Genomic DNA, 16,665 nt, shown 5'->3' with positions numbered 1-16,665 from the left:
CAGCTCATCGCGCTGTACGAGCACAAGGTGTTCGTGCAGGGCGCGATCTGGAACATCGACTCCTTCGACCAGTGGGGTGTGGAGCTGGGCAAGGTGCTGGCCAAGCGGGTGGAGCCGGCACTGAGCGAGGGCGCGGAGGTGCCGGGGCTGGACGCGTCCACCGAGGCACTGGTCGCCGCCTACCGGGAGTTGCGCGGACGGGCGTGAACGTGCCGAAGGGGCGGCGGGAGGCTTTCGCCCCCGCCGCCCCTTCCCGTTCCCGTCCCTGAGGGCTGCCGCCCCGGACCCCCGCTTCGGCCTGAACGGCCTCGTCCTCAAACTCCCTCAGAGGGGGGCACCCTCAACGGGCTGGATTATGCCGACGCCGGTGGGTAGAGGGACCTCGGAAGTCGGGACGCCGCCGACGAGTCCAGCAGCCACAGGGTGCGGGCGCGGCCTCGGGCGCCCGCTGCCGGGGCCTGGATCTCGCCCGCGCCCGACAGGGCCATCGCCACCGCGTTTGCCTTGTCCTCGCCCGCCGCGAGCAGCCACACCTCACGGGCGGCGCGGATCGCGGGCAGGGTCAGGGAGATACGGATGGGCGGCGGCTTGGGGGAGCCGTGGACGCCGATCACCGTGCGCTCCGTCTCCCGGACTCCCGGGTGCTCCGGGAAGAGCGACGCCACGTGGGTGTCCGGGCCGACGCCGAGGAGCAGGACGTCGAAGGACGGGACCGCGGCGTGGTTCTCGGGGACGGAGGCCGTGGCCAGTTCCTGCGCGTAGGCCGCCGCTGCCGCCTCCACGTCCGAGCCGTAGGGGCCGTCGGACGGCGCCATCGCGTGCACCCGCTTCGGGTCCAGCGGCACCGCGTCGAGCAGCGCCTCGCGTGCCTGGGTGACGTTGCGCTCCGGGTCGCCGTCGGGCAGGAAGCGTTCGTCGCCCCACCACAGGTCGAGCCGGCCCCAGTCGATCGCGTCCCGGGCCGGGGAGCCGGCCAGTGCCGCGAGCAGGCCGTTGCCGTTGCGGCCGCCGGTGAGGACCACGGACGCGCTGCCCCGGGAGGCCTGCGCGTCCACGATCTTCGTGATCAGGCGGGCCGCCGCGGCCTCGGCCATCAGCTCCTTGTCGCGGTGCACGACCAGCTGCGGGGTGTCGCTCATTTCGCCGCCGCCTTCCTCACCGGTGCCTTCTCCTGCGCCGCGTCCTTCGCGGGCGCCTTCGCGACCGTCCCGACGGGAGCGGGGACCGCGCGGGCGCCTTTGCCGTCGCCCGCGGCCCCTTCGTCCCCTTTGGCCGGTGCGTTCAGCCGGTCCACCCCGTAGCGCAGCGCCGAGGCGTACGTGTCGTCCGGGTCCAGGCGCCGCAGCTCCTCCGCGATCAGCTCGGCCGTCTCCCGGCGCTTGAGCGCGACCGCGCGGGCCGGCTGGCCCTGGATGGAGAGGTTCGCCAGCGAGCCGTCGGCCCGGTCCAGGACCACCGGACCGCAGTCGGTGTCCATGCGGACCGCGGTGAGACCCGGCCCGCTCGACACCGTGCGCCGCACCGGCACGTCCAGCCGGTCGGCGAGCCACATCGCGAGCAGCTCACAGCTCGGGTTGAACTCCTCGCCCTCCACCTCGACCGACTGCACCTCGCAGTCGACCTGGTCGAGGGCCGCCGCCAGCATCGAGCGCCACGGCGTGATGCGGGTCCACGACAGGTCCGTGTCGCCCGGCGCGTAGGCGTCGGCACGGGCCACCAGCTCCCGTATCGGCTCCTCGCAGGCGTAGGTGTCGGTGACACGGCGCTGGGCGAGGGCGCCCAGCGGGTCCTTCGCCGGGTCCAGCGGCGCGTTCACCGGCCACCAGACCACGACCGGCGCGTCCGGCAGCAGCAGCGGCAGGACCACCGACTGGGCGTGGTCGACGACGTCGCCGTACAGCCGCAGCACGATCGTCTCGCCGGTCCCCGCGTCGGCACCGAGGCGCACCTCGGCGTCCAGCCGGGACTGGGTGCGGTCCCGGGGCGAGCGCGAGACCCGCTTGATGACCAGGAGTGTGCGCGAGGGGTGCTCGTGCGCGGCGTCGCTCGCGGCCCTCAGCGCGTCGTAGGCGTTCTCCTCGTCGGTGACGATGACCAGGGTGAGCACCATGCCCACGGCCGGGGTGCCGATGGCCCGGCGGCCGAGCACCAGCGCCTTGTTGATCTTGCTGGCCGTGGTGTCCGTGAGGTCGGTCTTCATGGCCGGCGCCAGCTCCGTCCGTCTCGTTCCAGCATGTCGTCCGCCTCCACGGGCCCCCAGGTGCCGGCCGGGTACTGGGCAGGGGTGCCGTGCGCGTCCCAGTACTCCTCGATCGGGTCGAGGATCTTCCAGGACAGCTCGACCTCCTCCGTGCGCGGGAAGAGGTTGGCGTCGCCGAGCAGCACGTCGAGGATCAGGCGCTCGTACGCCTCCGGGCTCGACTCCGTGAAGGACTCGCCGTACGCGAAGTCCATCGACACGTCCCGGATCTCCATCGACGTGCCCGGCACCTTGGAACCGAAGCGCACGGTGACGCCCTCGTCGGGCTGCACGCGGATGACGATCGCGTTCGAGCCGAGTTCCTCGGTGGCCGTCGTGTCGAAGGGGGAGTGCGGGGCCCGCTGGAAGACGACCGCGATCTCCGTGACCCGGCGGCCCAGCCGCTTGCCGGTGCGCAGGTAGAAGGGGACGCCCGCCCAGCGGCGGTTGTCGATGCCGACCTTGATCGCGGCGTAGGTGTCGGTCTTCGACTTGGGGTCGATGCCCTCCTCCTCCAGGTAGCCGACGGCCTTGGCGCCGCCCTGCCACCCGGCCGCGTACTGGCCGCGCACGGTGTCCCGGCCCAGGTCCTTGGGGAGGCGGACCGCGCCGAGCACCTTGGTCTTCTCCGCCGCCAGCGCGTCCGCGTCGAAGGAGGCGGGCTCCTCCATGGCGGTCAGCGCGAGCAGCTGGAGCAGGTGGTTCTGGATGACGTCGCGCGCCGCGCCGATGCCGTCGTAGTAGCCGGCCCGGCCGCCGATGCCGATGTCCTCGGCCATGGTGATCTGGACGTGGTCGACGTAGGACCGGTTCCAGATCGGCTCGAACATCGTGTTGGCGAAGCGCAGCGCCAGGATGTTCTGGACGGTCTCCTTGCCCAGGTAGTGGTCGATGCGGAAGACCTGGTCGGAGCCGAAGACCTCGTGGACGATCGCGTTCAGTTCCTCGGCCGACCTGAGATCGTGGCCGAACGGCTTCTCGATCACCGCGCGCCGCCAGGAGCCGCCCGTCTGGTCGGCGAGACCGTGCTTCTTCAGCTGCTGGATGACCACCGGGAACGACTTCGGCGGCACCGACAGGTAGAAGGCGAAGTTGCCGCCCGTGCCCTGCGCCTTGTCCAGCTCCTCGATGGTGCCGCGCAGCCGCTCGAAGGCGTCGTCGTCGTCGAAGGTGCCCTGGACGAAGCGCATCCCCTGGATGAGCTGCTGCCAGACCTCCTCGCGGAACGGCGTGCGGGAGTGTTCCTTGACGGCGTCGTGCACGACCTGGGCGAAGTCCTCGTGCTCCCAGTCGCGGCGGGCGAACCCGACGAGCGAGAAGCCCGGCGGCAGCAGGCCCCGGTTGGCGAGGTCGTACACGGCGGGCATGAGCTTCTTGCGGGACAGATCGCCGGTGACGCCGAAAATGACCAGACCCGACGGCCCCGCGATGCGCGGGAGCCGTCGGTCTGCGGGGTCACGCAGCGGATTGCTGCTCGACAATTTCTAGCCCTTCGAGGGAGCGAGGCGCTTGAGCTCCGCCTCCGTGGACTTCAGCAGGTCGTTCCAGGCCGCCTCGAACTTCTCGACGCCCTCGTCCTCCAGGAGCTGGACCACCTCGTCGTAGCCGATCCCGAGCTTCTCGACCGCGTCGAGGTCGGCACGGGCCCGCTCGTACGACCCGGCGACGGCGTCGCCGGTGATCTCGCCGTGGTCCTCGGTGGCCAGCAGCGTCGCCTCCGGCATGGTGTTGACCGTGTTCGGCGCGACCAGGTCGGTGACGTACATGGTGTCGCTGTACGCCTTGTCCTTCACACCGGTCGACGCCCACAGCGGACGCTGCTTGTTGGCGCCGGCCTTCTCCAGGGCGGCCCAGCGGTCGGTGCCGAAGACCTCCTCGTACGCCTGGTAGGCGAGGCGGGCGTTGGCGACGGCGGCCTTGCCGCGCAGCGCCTTGGCCTCGTCGGTGCCGAGCGCGTCGATCCGCTTGTCGATCTCGGTGTCCACGCGGGACACGAAGAAGGACGCCACCGAGTGGATCTGCGACAGGTCCAGGCCGCGCTCCTTGGCCTTCTCCAGGCCGGTCAGGAAGGCGTCCATCACCTTGCGGTAGCGCTCCAGGGAGAAGATCAGCGTGACGTTGACGCTGATGCCCAGGCCGATGGTCTCGGCGATGGCCGGCAGGCCCGCCTCGGTGGCCGGGATCTTGATGAAGGTGTTGGGCCGGTCCACCAGCCACGCCAGCTGCTTGGCCTCGGCCACCGTGGCGTGGGTGTTGTGCGCCAGACGCGGGTCCACCTCGATGGAGACCCGGCCGTCCTTGCCGCCGGTGTTGTCGAAGACCGGGCGCAGGATGTCGGCGGCGTCGCGGACGTCCGCCGTGGTGATCATGCGGATGGCCTCTTCGACCGTGACCCCGCGGACGGCGAGGTCGGCGAGCTGCTGGTCGTAGCCGTCGCCCTGCGAGATCGCCTTCTGGAAGATCGACGGGTTGGTGGTGACGCCCACGACGTGCTGCTGGTCGATCAGCTCGGCGAGGTTGCCGGACGTGATCCGCTTGCGCGACAGGTCGTCCAGCCAGATCGCGACGCCTTCATCGGAGAGGCGCTTGAGTGCGTCTGTCATGGAAAATGCATCTCCTACGTGTCGTATATGGGCGTCAGCGCTGGGCCGCGGCGAGTGATTCCCGCGCGGCGGAGGCCACGTTCTCGGCGGTGAAACCGAACTCCTTGAAGAGCACCTTGGCGTCCGCCGAAGCACCGAAGTGCTCCAGGGAGACGATCCGGCCGGCGTCCCCCACGTACTTGTGCCAGGTGAGGCCGATCCCGGCCTCGACCGCGACCCGGGCCTTCACCGACGGGGGCAGGACGCTGTCCCGGTACCCCTGGTCCTGCTGCTCGAACCACTCCACGGACGGCATGGACACCACACGGGTCGGCACACCGTCGGCCTGGAGCTGCTCGCGCGCCTCGACGGCGACGTGCACCTCGGAACCGGTCGCGATCAGAATCACCTCGGCGTCGCCGCCGTCCGCCTCGAACAGCACGTAGCCGCCCTTGGCCGCGTCCTCGTTGGGCTCGTACGTCGGCACGCCCTGACGGGTCAGCGCCAGACCGTGCGGCTGGCCCTTGCCGAACTCCTTCGTCCAGCGGCGCAGGATCTCCCGCCAGGCGATCGCCGTCTCGTTGGCGTCGGCCGGACGGACCACGTTCAGGCCCGGGATGGCGCGCAGCGAGGCCAGGTGCTCGACCGGCTGGTGGGTCGGGCCGTCCTCGCCCAGACCGATGGAGTCGTGCGTCCACACGTACGTCACCGGCAGGTGCATCAGCGCCGACAGCCGCACCGCGTTGCGCATGTAGTCCGAGAAGACCAGGAACGTTCCGCCGTAGATGCGGGTGTTGCCGTGCAGCGCGATGCCGTTCATCTCCGCGGCCATCGCGTGCTCGCGGATGCCGAAGTGGATGGTGCGGCCGTACGGGTCGGCCTCCGGCAGCGGGTTGCCCGCGGGGAGGAAGGACGACGTCTTGTCGATCGTCGTGTTGTTCGAGCCCGCGAGGTCGGCCGAGCCGCCCCACAGCTCCGGGATCACCGCGCCGAGCGCCTGGAGCACCTTGCCGGAAGCGGCGCGGGTGGCGAGGCCCTTGCCCGCCTCGAAGACCGGGATCTTCTCCTCCCAGCCCGTGGGCAGCTCGCCCTTGGCGACACGGTCGTACTCGGCGGCGCGCTCCGGGTTGTTGTCCCGCCACTGCTGGAAGGACTTCTCCCACACCGCGCGGGCCGCCTGGCCCTTCTCCAGTGCCTTGCGGGTGTGCTCGATGACCTCGTCGGAGACCTCGAAGGACTTCTCCGGGTCGAAGCCCAGGACCCGCTTGGTCGCCGCGACCTCGTCGTCGCCGAGCGCCGAGCCGTGCGCGGCCTCGGTGTTCTGCGCGTTCGGGGCGGGCCAGGCGATGATCGAGCGCATGGCGATGAAGGACGGCCGGTCGGTGACCTTCTTCGCCTCCTGGATCGCGTCGTAGATCGCGTTCGGGTCCAGGTCGCCGTCCGGCTGCGGGGCGACGCGCTGGACGTGCCAGCCGTACGCCTCGTACCGCTTGCAGGTGTCCTCGGAGACGGCGGTCTCGGTGTCGCCCTCGATGGAGATGTGGTTGTCGTCCCACAGAAGCACCAGGTTGCCGAGCTTCTGGTGCCCGGCGAGCGAGGACGCCTCGGCGGAGATGCCCTCCTGGAGGCAGCCGTCACCGGCGATGCAGTAGACGAAGTGGTCGAACGGGGAGGTGCCCTCGGGGGCCTCCGGGTCGAACAGGCCGCGCTCGTAGCGGGCGGCCATCGCCATGCCCACCGCGTTGGCCACGCCCTGGCCCAGCGGACCGGTCGTGGTCTCCACGCCCGTGGTGTGGCCGTACTCCGGGTGACCGGGGGTCTTGGAGCCCCAGGTGCGGAAGGACTCCAGGTCCGCCAGCTGAAGGCCGAAGCCGGCCAGGTACAGCTGGGTGTAGAGGGTCAGGGACGAGTGGCCCGCGGACAGCACGAAACGGTCGCGCCCGACCCAGTTCGCGTCGGCGGGGTCGTGCCGCATCACCTTCTGGAAGAGGGTGTAGGCGGCGGGCGCCAGGCTCATCGCCGTACCCGGATGGCCGTTGCCAACCTTCTGTACGGCGTCGGCGGCCAGGACGCGGGCGGTGTCCACGGCCCGCTGGTCCAGTTCGGTCCACTCGAGGTCTGTGGTGGTCGGCTTGGTGCTCACCCTGAGTCAGGGCTCCTCTCCACATGTCGGTTGCCGGTGCACGAGTGCACGGGCTGCCGGCGCGTCCGTGAGTCGGCCGGCCATTGCCGAGCCTACCCCCGTAAGTACGTGCGTTTTTCCGCTGGAAACCAGACTGCCGGGACTCTTGTGGATCCGCCTGTCGACTGGGCGAAACCGCATTCGGCAAGTGAATACGGAGCCGCTCATCTGACCGCTCAATCGACTCTCCGAACGCACGTCGGAGCACCCCGGCCAACACGAGCCCACCCCCGCGAAGGCCGAGGTATGGGCAACGTCTAAAGTGGCGTGGTACGCGCGAGCCTTTACCGCCACTTCACACGGGGGAGGCTCGCTGGGATGTCTCTGTCAGGGGTGTGCGTGACGGCCGTTGAATCCCGTCCTGCGGGGGTTATCGGGACGAGCCAGAGCCCGAGTCACCGGCCGTTCGGGGCCCGTGTCAAGGCGTTCGTGGCGCTGACCAAGCCGCGGATCATCGAGCTTCTGCTGATCACCACCGTTCCGGTGATGTTCCTCGCCGAACAGGGTGTTCCGAATCTGAAGCTGGTGCTGCTGACCTGCGTCGGCGGTTACCTGTCGGCCGGCGGCGCCAACGCGCTGAACATGTTCATCGACCGCGACATCGACGCGCTGATGGACCGGACCTCGCAGCGCCCGCTGGTGACCGGCATGGTCAGCCCGGTCGAATGCCTCGTCTTCGGCATCGCCCTGGCCATCGTCTCCACGCTGCTGTTCGGGTTCACCGTCAACTGGCTGTCGGCCTGGCTCTCGCTCGGCGCGCTCCTCTTCTACGTCGTCGTCTACACGATGATCCTCAAGCGCCGCACCTCGCAGAACATCGTCTGGGGCGGCATCGCCGGCTGCCTGCCGGTGCTCATCGGCTGGTCGGCCGTGACCAACTCGATGTCCTGGGCGCCGATCATCCTCTTCGGGGTGATGTTCTTCTGGACGCCGCCGCACTACTGGCCGCTGTCCATGAAGGTCAAGGAGGACTACGCGCGCGTCGGCGTGCCGATGCTTCCGGTGATCGCCTCCAACAAGGTGGTCGCCCGGCAGATCGTCATCTACAGCTGGGTGATGGTCGTGGTGTCGCTGCTGCTGCAGCCGCTCGGCTACACCGGCTGGTTCTACACGGCGGTCGCCGTTGCGGCCGGCGGCATGTGGCTGTGGGAGGCGCACGGACTGCAGAACCGTGCCAAGGCCGAGGTGACCGGCGGCAAGCTCAAGGAGATGCGGCTGTTCCACTGGTCCATCACCTATGTGTCGGTGCTGTTCCTCGCCATCGCGGTGGACCCCTTCCTGCGTTGAGACGCTGAGGACCCTGTGTCCGGGCGGGGTGCGTGGTCAAGGCCACGCACCCCGCCCGTCGCCGTTTGATCTACCCGTCGGTAGCATCCTGGTCATGGCAGACACGCAGCAGGTTGAGACGAAGCCCGACCGCTGGGCCGAGCGCCGGGTGGCCCGCCTGGCCGGCCGGATCGAGGCGTTCTCCCAGGCACACGGCGGCGCCGAGGGCCAGGTGGCCTACCTCGGTGAGCGCGGCGCCCGGATCGTGCTCGTCGGCGCGGACGGCGCCTGGGGCGACCTGGTCGCGCGCTCCTACGAGCGTGCCCAGCAGGCCGTGGAGAGGTCCGGGATCACCGTCCACGAGGACTTCGACGGCGAGTTCGCGGCCAAGGTGCGGACCGGCCGCTACGAGTGGTCGCGCATGGCGGGCATCCAGGTGGGCGGCCCGAGCAACACCTGAGCCCGGGTTCACCCGTTAGGACCGTAGGAAGCCGCACGGCGCCCGAGCCGTCCGGCGCACGGTCCCCCACGGGAGCCCGGATGATCGAAACGCCGACCCTGGTGGACCAGTACTGCCACGGCGTCCTGAGAACGGAGCTGGGCCTCGGCACCTTCGAGGCCCAGCTGGCCCGCACCGAGGGTCCGCCCGCACCGGGCACCACCCTCTTCGACACCCAGACCGGCTTCGCGGTACGCCGCTGGTGCCCGCCCCTGCTCGGCCTGGAACCGCACTGCCCGCCCGCCCGCTACCTGGCCCGGCGCCGTGAACTGGGCGTCATGGAGGCCGACCGCCGGCTGCTGCGCGGCAGCGGCATCACCACCTACCTGGTCGACGCGGGACTGCCCGGGGACCTCACCGGGCCCACCGAGATGGCCTCCGCCGCGGACGCGGACACCCGCGAGATCGTGCGCCTGGAACTGCTCGCCGAACAGGTCGCCGACACCTCCGGCACCGTCGAGTCCTTCCTCGCCAACCTCGCCGAGGCCGTGCACGGCGCCGCCGCGAACGCGGTCGCCTTCACCTCCGTCGCGGGGGTGCGGCACGGTCTGGCGCTGGCCCCGGAGCCGCCCGGCGCGGGCGAGGTGCGCGGGGCCGCCGCCCGCTGGCTGACCGGGCGCGAGGTCGGCGGGGAGCTGAGCGACCCGGTGCTGCTGCGCCACCTGCTGTGGATCGCCGTCGCCTCGGGCCTGCCGCTCCAGCTGCACGCGGGCCTCGGCGAGCCGGGCCTGCGCATCGACCGCACCGACCCGGTCCTGCTCACCGACTTCGTACGGGCCACCGCCGGGCTCGGCACCGACCTGGTCCTGCTGCACGGCTACCCCTACCACCGCCACGCCGCCCACCTGGCCGGCGTCTTCCCGCACGTCTACGCCGACTCCGGTGCCGCCCTGGTGCGCACCGGCGCCCGCGCGGCGACGGTCCTCGCGGAGATCCTGGAGCTGGCCCCGTTCGGCAAGATCCTGTTCTCCAGCGGCGCCCAGGGCCTGCCGGAGCTGCACGTGGTCGCCGCCCGGCTCTTCCGCGAGGCCCTCGGCCGGGTGCTGGGCACCTGGGTGGCCGAGGGGGCGTGGTCGCTCGGGGACGCGCAACGGGTCGCGCGGATGATCGCCTCGGGAAACGCCGGGCGGGTGTACCGGCTGGAGTGACGGGTGTACACGCCGCAGTGCGTCGCCGAGACTGGCCGCATGCCGACCGACGCCTTGCTCGACCGCTTCCTCACCGGCCTCACGCCCCTCGACCCCGTCGCCGTCTGGGCGCACGGTTCACTGGGCGCGGGGGACTACCAGGAGGGCCGCAGCGACCTGGACCTGATCGCGGTGCTGCCCCGGCCGGCCACGGCCCGCACGGCCTGGCGGCTCGGGCTGCTCCACGCCCGGCTGCGCGCCGAACCCCTGGCCGGTCTGCTGCACTGCACGTACCTGTCGCCGGACACGGTCGCCGACCCCGGCCAGCGGCATCTGACCTGGGCCCACCAGCAGCTCTTCAAGCGGACGGTCACCCCGGTCACCCGGCGTGAACTCCACAGCTCCGGCCGCGTCCTGCACGGCGAGTCGCCGGAACAGCTGCTGCCACCGGTGGCGGACCCGGAGCTGGCCGGGTTCGTCGTCGGCGAGCAGCGGGACTTCTGGCGGCCGCACGTGCGCAGGGCGGAGCTGTGGCGGCGGGACGTCTGGGTCGACCTGGGCCTGCTCACCTTCGCCCGCGCCACCGTCACGCTGCGCGAGGGCCGCCTGATCACCAAGCGGGAGGCCCTGGAGGAACTGCCCGCGCTCGGCGCGCCCGGCGAGGTCGTCGAGGACGTCGCCGAGCGGCGGTACGGGAACGGCACACGGACCGCGGCCACGGCGGAGTGGACCGCCCGCCGCGCCGAGCTGACCCGGAGCTACCTGGGACCGGCCATCGACACGCTGGTGGCGTCGTACTCCTGAGCGGGCAGCCCGGGCACCGTCTCCTCGGGCCGCTCGCGCAGCGCCAGCAGCACCCGCAGCACCGCGATCCACACCAGGCACGAACCGAACATGTGCAGGCCGACCAGGACCTCGGGCAGGTCGGTGAAGTACTGGACGTACCCGATGACCCCCTGGGCGAGCAGCACCAGGAACAGGTCGCGGGTGCGGGCCAGCGGCCCCTTGGGCGCGTCGACCGCCTTCAGCACGAACCACAGGGCGAACGTCAGCGTCACCACGATCCACGCCAGGACGGCGTGCGCCTTGCTGATCGTCTCCCAGTCGACCGGCATCCGCGGCACGTCGCTGGAGTCGCCCGCGTGCGGGCCCGCGCCGGTGACCACGGTGCCGACCAGGATCAGCAGCGCGGAGACGACGACCATCACCCACACCAGCTGCTGCACGGACTTGCCGACCAGCGGGCGCGGCGCCGTGTCGCCCTCCCGGCTGCGCTGCCACATCACCGTGGCCAGGGCGAGGAGCGCGGTGGTGGCCACGAAGTGGGCCGCGACCGTGTACGGGTTGAGGCCGACGAGCACGACGATGCCACCGAGCACCGCGTTGCTCATCACCACCCAGAACTGCGCCCACCCCAGCAGGGTGAGGCTGCGCCGGTACGGCTTCTGCGAGCGTGCGGCGATGATCGCCCAGCCGACCGCGGCGCACAGCACGTAGGTCAGCATGCGGTTGCCGAACTCGATGACGCCGTGGAAGCCCATCTCGCTCGTGGTGGTGAGCGAGTCGTCGGTGCACTTGGGCCAGGTCGGGCAGCCGAGACCGGAGCCGGTGAGCCGGACGGCGCCGCCGGTGACGACGATGACCACGGACATCACGAGAGGCGCGAGGGCCGCCCGCTGGACCGTCCGGGGGGCCGGGGTCCAGTGCGCGGCGATGAAGGCGAGCGGATTGCGCACGGCGGCTGCGACGTCGGCGCGGGTCACGTTTGGCACGCCGTCCATCGTAGGCGCCCGCTTGTGCACGCTTTCACGAGGGTCGGTCTCCGGCATGTGTCCCTACTCCCAGCGGAAGAACTTCCCGGCGGCCGCGAGCCCCACGACCGCCCACACGGCGAGGACGCCCAGGTCGCCCCAGGGCATCGAGGCCCCGTGCTGGAGGACGTCCCGCAGTCCGTCCGACAGGGCGGAGATCGGCAGCAGCCCCAGCACGTCCTGCGCCGCGTCCGGGAACTTGTCCAGCGGCACGATCACTCCGCCGCCCACCAGGAGCAGCAGGAAGACCAGGTTGGCGGCGGCCAGCGTGGCCTCGGCCCTGAGCGTGCCCGCCATCAGCAGCCCGAGCCCGGAGAAGGCGGCGGTGCCGAGGACCAGGAGCAGCAGCACGGCCGCCGGGTTGCCGTGCGGCGACCAGCCCAGCGCGAAGGCGATCACCGTCAGCAGCACGATCTGGAGCACCTCGGTGACCAGGACCGAGGCCGTCTTCGCGGTCATCAGGGCCCAGCGCGGCAGGGGCGACGCCGCCAGCCGCTTCAGCACCCCGTACCTGCGCTCGAACCCGGTGGCGATGGCCTGCCCCGTGAACGCCGTCGACAGCACCGCCAGCGCGAGGATGCCGGGGGCGAGGAAGTCGACCGCCTCTCCGGCTCCGGTGTCGACGATGTCCACGGAGCTGAACAGGACGAGCAGCAGCGTCGGGATGATCACCGTCAGCAGCAGCTGCTCGCCGTTGCGCAGCAGCATCTTCGTCTCGAGCACGGCCTGCGCCGCGATCATCCGCCCGAGCGGCGCGGCGCCGGGCCTGGGCGCGTACGTCCCCGTGGTCCCTGTCGTGGTGGTCACCCGCGCAGCTCCTTGCCGGTCAGCTCAAGAAAGACGTCCTCCAGCGTGTGCCGCTCCACCGAGATGCGGTCCGGCATCACCCCGTGCTGGGCGCACCAGGAGGTCACCGTCGCGAGCAGCTGCGGGTCCACCTCGCCGTTCACCCGGTAGGAGCCCGGGGTCAGCTCGGCCGCCGCGGAGTCCGGGGGCAGCGCCTTGAGCAGGGACGCGACGTCCAGTCCCGGGCGGCCCGTGAAGCGCAGGGTGTTCTCGGCGCCGCCGCGGCACAGCTGCTCGGGGGAGCCCTGGGCGACGACCCGGCCGGTGTCGACGATGGCCACGTCGTCGGCCAGCTGCTCGGCCTCGTCCATGTGGTGCGTGGTGAGGATCACCGAGACCCCGTCGGCACGCAGGTCCCGCACGAGGTCCCAGGTGGCGCGGCGGGCCTGCGGGTCGAGACCGGCGGTCGGCTCGTCCAGGAACACCAGCTCCGGGCGCCCGACCACGGCCATCGCGAGGGCGAGCCGCTGCTGCTGCCCGCCCGAGAGCCTGCGGTACGTGGTGCGGCCGCACGAACCCAGACCGAGCCGCTCGATCAGCGCGTCGACGTCCAGCGGGTGCGCGTGCAGTTTCGCCACGTGGCGCAGCATCTCGTCGGCGCGGGCGCCGGAGTAGACGCCGCCGGACTGGAGCATGACGCCGATCCGGGGGCGCAGCTCGGAGCCCTGTCTCACCGGGTCGAGGCCCAGCACGCGCACCGTGCCGGAGTCCGGCCTGCGGTACCCCTCGCAGGTCTCGACCGTGGTCGTCTTGCCCGCCCCGTTGGGGCCGAGCACGGCGGTGATGCCCGGGCGGGCCACCAGGTCGAGGCCGTTCACCGCGGTCTTCGTGCCGTACCGCTTCACCAGGGCCTGGACCTGGACCACGGGCTCACTTCGCATGGGTCACGAGTCTAGGGAGGCGGACGACCGGCCGGGCGCGGGGGTGTGGAAAACCTCCTGGAACCCGGGACGGGACTCACTCGCGGGGGCGGTGCACGGGCAGCCATCGCTCGGCGTAGGCGACCGCGTCCGGCAGCGGGAACAGGCGTACGTCGGCCGCGCCGACCCTGCCGCGCACGACGGGCCGGTCCCGTTCGAAGTCGTGGCCCAGTTCGGCGAAGCGCTCCGAGGTGATCGACACCTCGGTCACCCGCTCCCAGCCCACCGGCCCCGGGCGCCCCACCTCCACCAGCGGGGCGGGGATCCGGTACTCGGCGAGGTGGAAGGCGGTGCACGAGTCGTAGCCCGCGCCGAGCAGCAGGACCCGGGCGCCCAGCCGTTCCAGCGTGGCCAGCGGGCTGCGCTCGCCCAGCCGGCAGTCCCGCGCGTGGCCCGCGACCACCTCGTCGGCGCGGGCGCCGAGGGCGGCGAAGGACGTCTGCGGATGGGCGCTGCGCCGGGCGCCCGGCCAGGTGCGCACCGTCTCCGGGACCACCCCGACACCGCGCGAGGGCGAGATCAGCGGGTCGTAGGCGGGCGTCGCCGCCCGCACGGTCTCCCACCACTCCTCGGGCACCGGCGGGCTGGTCCACAGGGCCGGGTCCGAGAGGTCGCCGGTCTGGGTCGGGACCACCAGGGTGCCGCTCGGACCGAGCACGTCCAGCAGCGCCTGGACGACCGCGACGGGACCTCCGCAGACCCAGCCGAGGGCGCTGAGGGAGGAGTGCGCCAGGAGGGTGTCGCCGGTCCGCACGCCCAGTTCGCGCAGCGCGGCGGCGATCGTGCCGCGGGTGACGAGTGGGCCGGTCGGAGGGGGTGTGGGCATGCCGGGAGTGTTGCGGAAGACACTCGCCCACGCCAGTGGATTGCCCCGCCGCTGATCGATCAAAGATCGTTTCCGCAGGTCACCTTAGGTATGCCTAAGTGACGCAGGGCACCGTTCGATGATCCGGACGCGGCTTGCCCGCCCCGGAGGAATTACGCAACAATGGCGTTGTGAAAAACGTCGGCGAGGCTCCGCAGGAGGAACTCGCGACCGGTGAGCGGTCCACCCGCAACCGTGTCGCGCGCTCCATCCTGGACCACGGGCCGTCCACCGTCGCCGAGCTCGCCGGACGCCTGGGCCTGACCCAGGCCGCCGTCCGGCGCCACCTCGACGCCCTGGTCGCCGACGACGTGGTGGAGGCCCGCGAGCAGCGGGTCTACGGCACGCGCACGCGCGGGCGGCCCGCCAAGGTCTTCGCGCTCACCGACTGCGGCCGGGACGCCTTCGACCAGTCGTACGACAAGCTGGCCGCCGACGCCCTGCGCTGGATCGCCGAGCAGGAGGGCGGGGAGCAGGCGATCGCCGCCTTCGCCCGCGCCCGGATCGCCGCCCAGTCGGGTGCGTACCGCGCGGCCGTCGAGTCCGTCCCCGCCGCGCAGCGCACCGAAGCGCTGGCCAAGGCCCTGAGCACGGACGGGTACGCTGCTACCGCGCGGAGCGCACCCCACCCCCAGCAGGGCGAGCAGCTGTGCCAGCACCACTGCCCGGTCGCCCACGTCGCGGAGCAGTTCCCCCAGCTGTGCGAGGCGGAGACGGAATTTTTCGCCGAGCTGCTCGGTACGCATGTACAGCGTCTCGCGACCATCGCGCACGGCGACGGGGTGTGCACCACGTTCATTCCGAAGACTTCGAAGCCCCCCGAGATGTCCGAGACGGCTTCCGAGACGATTTCCACGACCCACAACGCATCCGCAAGCACGGCCGGGAGGAACCCCGCATGACTCTCCCCACGGAGACTGCTCACCCTGAGCTCGAGGGCCTGGGCAAGTACGAATACGGCTGGGCCGACTCCGACACGGCCGGCGCCTCTGCCAAGCGCGGCATCAACGAGGACGTCGTCCGCGACATCTCCGCGAAGAAGAACGAGCCGGAGTGGATGACCAAGCTCCGTCTCAAGGGCCTGCGCCTCTTCGAGAAGAAGCCCATGCCGAACTGGGGCTCGGACCTGTCGGGGATCGACTTCGACAACATCAAGTACTTCGTGCGCTCCACGGAGAAGCAGGCGGAGTCCTGGGAGGACCTGCCCGAGGACATCAAGAACACGTACGACAAGCTCGGCATCCCCGAGGCGGAGAAGCAGCGCCTCGTCGCCGGTGTCGCCGCGCAGTACGAGTCGGAGGTCGTCTACCACCAGATCCGCGAGGACCTGGAGGAGCAGGGCGTCATCTTCCTGGACACCGACACGGCCCTGAAGGAGCACCCGGAGCTCTTCAAGGAGTACTTCGGCACCGTCATCCCCGTCGGTGACAACAAGTTCGCCTCGCTGAACAGCGCCGTGTGGTCCGGCGGCTCCTTCATCTACGTCCCGAAGGGCGTGCACGTCGAGATCCCGCTCCAGGCCTACTTCCGCATCAACACGGAGAACATGGGCCAGTTCGAGCGGACCCTGATCATCGTCGACGAGGGCGCCTACGTGCACTACGTCGAGGGCTGCACCGCGCCGATCTACAAGTCGGACTCGCTGCACTCCGCCGTGGTCGAGATCATCGTCAAGAAGAACGCCCGCTGCCGCTACACGACCATCCAGAACTGGTCGAACAACGTCTACAACCTGGTCACCAAGCGCGCCGTGGCGTACGAGGGCGCGACCATGGAGTGGATCGACGGCAACATCGGCTCCAAGGTGACGATGAAGTACCCGGCCGTCTACCTGATGGGCGAGCACGCCAAGGGCGAGACCCTGTCCATCGCCTTCGCGGGCGAGGGCCAGCACCAGGACGCCGGCTCCAAGATGGTCCACATGGCGCCGAACACCTCCTCCAACATCGTGTCGAAGTCCGTGGCGCGCGGTGGCGGCCGCACCTCCTACCGCGGCCTCGTCGAGATCGGCGAGGGCGCCCACGGCTCCAAGTCGAACGTGCTGTGCGACGCGCTGCTCGTCGACACCATCTCCCGCTCCGACACGTACCCCTACGTGGACGTCCGCGAGGACGACGTGTCCATGGGCCACGAGGCGACCGTCTCCAAGGTCTCCGAGGACCAGCTCTTCTACCTGATGAGCCGCGGTCTGAGCGAGTTCGAGGCGATGGCGATGATCGTGCGCGGCTTCGTCGAGCCGATCGCCAAGGAGCTGCCCATGGAGTACGCACTCGAGCTCAACCGGCTGATCGAGCTGCAGATGGAGGGCGCGGTCGGCTGACCCCGCCC

15 protein-coding genes and 1 pseudogene are annotated in these 16,665 nt (G+C 71.0%); 7 read left to right on the top strand and 9 right to left on the bottom strand.

Going from position 1 to position 16,665, the window contains the following annotated elements:
- A pseudogene (locus tag BZZ08_RS31085) lies at positions 1-207 on the top strand (glucose-6-phosphate isomerase); the annotation flags it as partial.
- Between the two features lie 146 nt (positions 208-353).
- On the opposite strand, the gene pgl reads toward BZZ08_RS31085, so the two are convergent.
- Genes pgl through tkt form a run of 5 tightly spaced genes read right to left on the bottom strand, consistent with a single transcriptional unit; the run spans position 354 to position 6,964 of the window.
- Positions 354-1,139, bottom strand: coding sequence for a 6-phosphogluconolactonase (gene pgl, locus BZZ08_RS31080; RefSeq protein ID WP_104635545.1), 786 nt, complete (start codon positions 1,137-1,139; stop codon positions 354-356).
- Entirely contained in the window at positions 1,136-2,200 is a 1,065-nt protein-coding gene (gene opcA / locus BZZ08_RS31075; protein ID WP_104635544.1) for a glucose-6-phosphate dehydrogenase assembly protein OpcA, read from the bottom strand. The genes pgl and opcA overlap by 4 nt, the downstream gene beginning before the upstream one ends.
- Positions 2,197-3,720: a glucose-6-phosphate dehydrogenase gene (zwf, locus tag BZZ08_RS31070; protein ID WP_104635543.1), complete on the bottom strand. Its 1,524-nt coding sequence runs from the start codon at positions 3,718-3,720 to the stop codon at positions 2,197-2,199. The genes opcA and zwf overlap by 4 nt, the downstream gene beginning before the upstream one ends.
- 3 nt (positions 3,721-3,723) lie before the next feature.
- Positions 3,724-4,842 carry a transaldolase gene (tal, locus tag BZZ08_RS31065; protein ID WP_104635542.1) on the bottom strand — a complete coding sequence of 373 codons (1,119 nt, stop codon included), beginning with the start codon at positions 4,840-4,842 and terminating at the stop codon, positions 3,724-3,726.
- Positions 4,843-4,876: 34 nt separating this feature from the next.
- A complete protein-coding gene (gene tkt, locus BZZ08_RS31060; protein WP_104635541.1) occupies positions 4,877-6,964 on the bottom strand; it encodes a transketolase in 2,088 nt (695 codons plus the stop codon).
- A 372-nt stretch (positions 6,965-7,336) separates the two neighbouring features.
- Here tkt and BZZ08_RS31050 point away from each other — a divergent pair, with 372 nt between their 5' ends.
- The 4 genes from BZZ08_RS31050 to BZZ08_RS31035 all read left to right on the top strand — a co-directional run bounded on the left by BZZ08_RS31050 (position 7,337) and on the right by BZZ08_RS31035 (position 10,699).
- Entirely contained in the window at positions 7,337-8,290 is a 954-nt protein-coding gene (locus tag BZZ08_RS31050) for a heme o synthase (RefSeq protein ID WP_198601797.1), read from the top strand.
- A gap of 94 nt (positions 8,291-8,384) precedes the next feature.
- A complete protein-coding gene (locus BZZ08_RS31045) occupies positions 8,385-8,729 on the top strand; it encodes a hypothetical protein (RefSeq protein WP_198601796.1) in 345 nt (114 codons plus the stop codon).
- Between the two features lie 80 nt (positions 8,730-8,809).
- Positions 8,810-9,916 (top strand): amidohydrolase family protein, encoded by a 1,107-nt coding sequence (locus tag BZZ08_RS31040; protein WP_104635537.1) that lies wholly within the window; start codon positions 8,810-8,812, stop codon positions 9,914-9,916.
- 39 nt (positions 9,917-9,955) lie between these two features.
- Positions 9,956-10,699, top strand: a complete 744-nt coding sequence (locus BZZ08_RS31035) for a nucleotidyltransferase domain-containing protein (protein WP_198601795.1) — start codon at positions 9,956-9,958, stop codon at positions 10,697-10,699.
- Here BZZ08_RS31035 and BZZ08_RS31030 read toward each other — a convergent pair.
- From BZZ08_RS31030 to BZZ08_RS31015, 4 genes are all read right to left on the bottom strand, one after another.
- The gene (locus tag BZZ08_RS31030) at positions 10,654-11,676 is read right to left on the bottom strand and encodes a COX15/CtaA family protein (protein WP_241965610.1); all 1,023 of its coding nucleotides are present in this window, start codon (positions 11,674-11,676) and stop codon (positions 10,654-10,656) included. The two genes, BZZ08_RS31035 and BZZ08_RS31030, sit on opposite strands and share 46 nt — an antisense overlap.
- Positions 11,677-11,730: 54 nt before the next feature.
- Positions 11,731-12,447: an ABC transporter permease gene (locus tag BZZ08_RS31025; RefSeq protein WP_241965611.1), complete on the bottom strand. Its 717-nt coding sequence runs from the start codon at positions 12,445-12,447 to the stop codon at positions 11,731-11,733.
- Between the two features lie 62 nt (positions 12,448-12,509).
- On the bottom strand, positions 12,510-13,433 hold the full coding sequence (locus BZZ08_RS31020) for an ABC transporter ATP-binding protein (RefSeq protein WP_104635533.1): 924 nt from the start codon (positions 13,431-13,433) through the stop codon (positions 12,510-12,512).
- 76 nt (positions 13,434-13,509) lie between these two features.
- Positions 13,510-14,298: an aminoglycoside N(3)-acetyltransferase gene (locus tag BZZ08_RS31015; protein WP_104635532.1), complete on the bottom strand. Its 789-nt coding sequence runs from the start codon at positions 14,296-14,298 to the stop codon at positions 13,510-13,512.
- Positions 14,299-14,468: 170 nt separating this feature from the next.
- Between BZZ08_RS31015 and BZZ08_RS31010 the strand changes: the two genes are divergently transcribed.
- Entirely contained in the window at positions 14,469-15,239 is a 771-nt protein-coding gene (locus tag BZZ08_RS31010) for a helix-turn-helix transcriptional regulator (protein ID WP_104635531.1), read from the top strand.
- Positions 15,236-16,657 (top strand): Fe-S cluster assembly protein SufB, encoded by a 1,422-nt coding sequence (sufB, locus tag BZZ08_RS31005; protein ID WP_003976894.1) that lies wholly within the window; start codon positions 15,236-15,238, stop codon positions 16,655-16,657. Before BZZ08_RS31010 ends, sufB begins: the two co-directional genes overlap by 4 nt.
- Positions 16,658-16,665 lie beyond the last annotated feature (8 nt).

Origin of the sequence: Streptomyces sp. MH60 (assembly GCF_002939385.1) — a bacterium.
GTDB lineage: Bacteria > Actinomycetota > Actinomycetes > Streptomycetales > Streptomycetaceae > Streptomyces.
The sequence above is the reverse complement of the archived record's forward strand: the minus strand, read 5'-3'. Positions and strand labels throughout refer to the sequence as shown.